This is a genomic window from Gemmatimonas sp. (assembly GCF_044345575.1).
In the GTDB taxonomy this organism is placed as follows: Bacteria; Gemmatimonadota; Gemmatimonadetes; order Gemmatimonadales; family Gemmatimonadaceae; genus Gemmatimonas.
Genome location: NZ_JBIJAW010000315.1, coordinates 1 through 3,741, shown reverse-complemented (window position 1 = coordinate 3,741; position 3,741 = coordinate 1). Strand labels below are relative to the sequence as shown.

Below are 3,741 nucleotides of genomic sequence, written 5' to 3'. Positions count from 1 at the left end.
GCCGTAGCCCCACGAGAGCGAATCCTCGGTGGCCACGATCACGCGGCCGGTCTTCTTCACGCTCGCGTAGACCGCTTCCTTGTCCCACGGCGAGAGCGTGCGCAGGTCGATCACTTCCACGCTCGGCCCGCCCTCTTCGGCGATCTGGTTGGCCGCAACGAGGGCGCGCTGCACCGTGGCGCCGTACGTCACCAGCGTGACGTCGGTACCCTGACGCAGAATGTTCGCCTTGCCGAACGGGATCATGAAGTTCGGGCCGGGATACTGCGCCTTGTTGTACGTCTGGCGGTACAGGTGCTTGTGTTCGAGGAACAGCACCGGGTCGTCGCAGCGGATGGCGGTGCGCAGCAGCCCATTGGCGTCGAGCGCGTTGCTTGGGCACACCACGCGCAGGCCGGGGTTGGCGGTGAACAGCGACGCCCCGGTCTGCGAGTGATAGATGGCGCCGCGGATGTAGCCGCCATAGGTGGTCCGAATGACCACGGGCGAGCTGAACGCGTTGTTGGAGCGCCAGCGCATCGTGGCGAGTTCATCGCGGATCTGCATGAACGCCGGCCAGATGTAGTCGAAGAACTGGATTTCGACGACAGGCTTGAATCCGCGGTGGGCCAGGCCGATGGCGCGGCCGACGATATTCGCTTCGGCGAGTGGCGAGTTGTAGACGCGCGCGCTGCCGTACTTGGTCTGCAGGCCGTGCGTCACCTTGAACACGCCGCCCTTGCCCTTGACCTTGCCGAGGTACTGGTCGCGCGACACGTCGGCCACGTCTTCACCGAACACGAGAATACGCTCGTCGCGCGCCATCTCGTCGCGCATGCAGGCATTGAGCAGGTCCACCATGGTTGTGGCCCCGCCCTCGAACTGCGGATCATCCTCGGTGTCGAAGCGCTCCGAGGTGGGATCCACGTCGGGCGAGTACACCGCGAACGGCACGCTCTCCGGCGTCGGCATCGGTTGTGCGAGCGCGTCGTCGGTCGCCGCAAGTACGTCCGCGTCGACTGTGTCACGCAGCGCCTGCAGTTCGTCGGCGGTGGCGTGCCCTTCGGCGATCAGCCAGGCGGGGAAGGTGGTGAGCGGGTCGCGCGCCGCATCGGCTTCGCGCTCCTCGGGCGGACGATAGAACACTTCGTCGTCCGACAGCGAGTGCGAGTACGGGCGAATGACCTTGGCGTGCACGAAGGCTGGCCCCTTCCGCTCGCGGGCGTGCTGCACCGCGCGCTGCATGGCGTCGTACGACGCGAGCAGGTCGCAGCCGTCGACTTCCTGGATGTAGAGGCCAGGGAACGACGAGACGAGCTTGGAGATGGAACCGCCCGCCGTGTTCACTTCCACCGGCACCGAGATCGCGTACCCGTTGTCTTCCACGAGGTACACGATGGGGAGCTGGAGGTTGGTCGCGGTATTGAGCGACTCCCAGAACTCGCCTTCGCTGGTGGTACCGTCGCCGGTGGTGACGAGCGTGACGTCATCGCCCTTGAAGGTGCTTTCGTTCAACTCGATCTGCTGGGCGCGCAGCGTGGCTTCGGCGCTGCCCACGGCCTGCAGGAACTGCGTGCCGGTGGGTGACGAGACGGTGGTGATGTTGAGCGCCTTGTGCCCCCAGTGGCTGGGCATTTGGCGGCCACCCGAGTTGGGATCGATGGCGGCGCCCACGCTGCTGTACAGCATCTCGGCCGGCGTCATACCCAACTGCAGGCAGAGCGCGCGGTCGCGGTAGTAGAGGTAGAACCAGTCGTAGGCCGGGCGCAGTACCATGCCGGCGGCCGTACCAATGGCTTCATGGCCGGCGCCGGAGATCTGGAAGAAGATCCGGTTCTGGCGCTTGAGCTGGATTTCCTTGTCGTCGAGCTTTCGCGACGTGTACATCACGCGGTAGGCGTGAATGAGTTGGTCGCGCGTCAGCGCCGCCGCGGAGGCGGGGGCGGACGCCGGCTCGCTGGCCTCGCTCTTACGGGCGCGGCTCGGACGGGTCGAAGTGGCCATCGGTGGAGTCAGGGAAGTCGGGAATCACACAGCCCCTAAAAAATAGTGAGCGGTGAGGCGCGACGGGGGGGCGGGAAGGTCAATCCGCACCGAACTCCGAATGGGGTGGGCCGAACGGTGTCCCCGGCGGGACCGTTGGGGGACAAACGGTTGGATCCCGGGACGCTTGCCGGGCATTGATTCTGGACGCAGGTTGGCATAGCAGTCTGGACCCTGAGTCTTCCGTTCATGCAAGCCCCTACCGCCCCCATGAAGCCGTCCACCGGCCACTGCATTTTCTGCGACCTCATCCGCGGCGCGGCCGAGGTGTCGATCTGCTACGAAGACGCGACCGCAATCGCGTTTCTGGATATTCAGCCGGTCAATCCGGGGCACGTGCTCGTGGTGCCGCGTGAGCATTACGAAGTGCTCCAGGACATCCCGAAGGACGTGGGCGCCCATTTGTATCAGGTGGCTGCCAAGCTGATCCCTACGGTGCAGACGGCGAGCGGCGCGACCGACATGAACATCGTCGTGAACTCCGGGCAGGCGGCCGGTCAGAACGTGATGCACTACCACATTCACCTCATCCCGCGCCGGGAAGGGGATGGGTTCGATGTGCCGCTGCCGTTCCCCGCGTCGGTCATGCCCAACCGGCAGCAGCTCGACGCCATGGCGGCGCGCATCGGCAGCATGCTGCGCGATCCGCTGCGCAACGGTGGCATGAAGGCCTGAGGTTCTGCGGCTGCGACGGCGGCTGATTGTCACGAACGGGCATGGGATCGGCCACACGGCGCACCCCATGCCCGTTTGCTATTGACGGGAGCAGAACCGTGATCGCATAATCGCGCGGTGGTCGCGAATGCGAGCAAGCCCCGCGCGCGACACACAATGAGGTTCCGGCGGTTTGCGTGTCCACTTGGTGTTCCAGGAGGATGATGCGCTCCACTCGCGGTGTCTCTCATGCGCGGCGCCCGTTCCCGGCGACTGCCTCCCTGTCGTCGGCCCCGATCCGGTGCCGCGAAGGCGTCGTCCCCCATCGCCCCGGCGAGAGGCCTGCTGCCTCGGCCGGGGCGTTTCTGTTCCGGAGGGCGTGAGCATGGCGAAACGTCCAACGCTCCGGCTCAGCCGGAGCACCTCGCACGAGGCTGGTCGCGGCAGCCGGCCTTCCAAGCGGGGCGCTGTGCGCACGCGCGGCAGTGTGCGTGCCGCCCCCAAGGCCGTGGTACACGTGGCCATGAAGCGGGCGCTGCGCAAAGGCGCGCTGCGTGACTGCAGCCAGCGGTGCGTGTACTGCGCCACACGGCTCGATCAGCGCACGGCCACCCTCGACCACGTGGTCCCGCTCGCGCGCGGCGGCGCCAACGACCCCGGCAACCTCGTGGTGGCGTGCGCCCCGTGCAATCGCCTCAAGAGTGACCTGCTGCCCTTCGAGTTCTTTGCCCGGCACCCGTGGGCCGGCGCCAACTTCGTGCGCTACGCGCGTAACGTGACGCGGGCGCTCAAGCGCGGCGCGAGGAGAGCGGTGAGTCTCGCATTCGCGGCGGAGTGGGCGGCGTAAAAGCGCGGGGCAACGGCGCGGGGTAACGGCGGGAAAAAGCGCCAGACGTAGCGGCGCTAGGCATGACAGCGCCAGACGGAACAACGCGAGCCCTCACTGCGCCGTTACGCCTAGCGCGGTCACGTCTGGCGCCGTTACGCTTGGCGCAGTTACGCTTGGCGCCGTCCCCGTTCGACCCAGCCGCACGATGACCCGATGATCCAGTGAGCGACACTTCG

At 66.7% G+C, this 3,741-nt stretch carries 3 protein-coding genes; 2 read left to right on the top strand and 1 reads right to left on the bottom strand.

What is annotated here, in order from left to right; translation table 11 throughout:
- On the bottom strand, nt 1-1,983 hold a 1,983-nt coding region (locus ACIQ6O_RS14290), incomplete at its 3' end, for a thiamine pyrophosphate-dependent enzyme (RefSeq protein WP_396208454.1).
- A gap of 228 nt (nt 1,984-2,211) precedes the next feature.
- Between ACIQ6O_RS14290 and ACIQ6O_RS14285 the strand changes: the two genes are divergently transcribed.
- Both ACIQ6O_RS14285 and ACIQ6O_RS14280 read left to right on the top strand, forming a co-directional pair.
- Nucleotides 2,212-2,697, top strand: a complete 486-nt coding sequence (locus ACIQ6O_RS14285) for an HIT family protein (RefSeq protein ID WP_396208453.1) — start codon at nt 2,212-2,214, stop codon at nt 2,695-2,697.
- 364 nt (nt 2,698-3,061) lie between these two features.
- Entirely contained in the window at nt 3,062-3,523 is a 462-nt protein-coding gene (locus ACIQ6O_RS14280) for an HNH endonuclease (RefSeq protein WP_396208452.1), read from the top strand.
- Nucleotides 3,524-3,741: the final 218 nt, after the last annotated feature.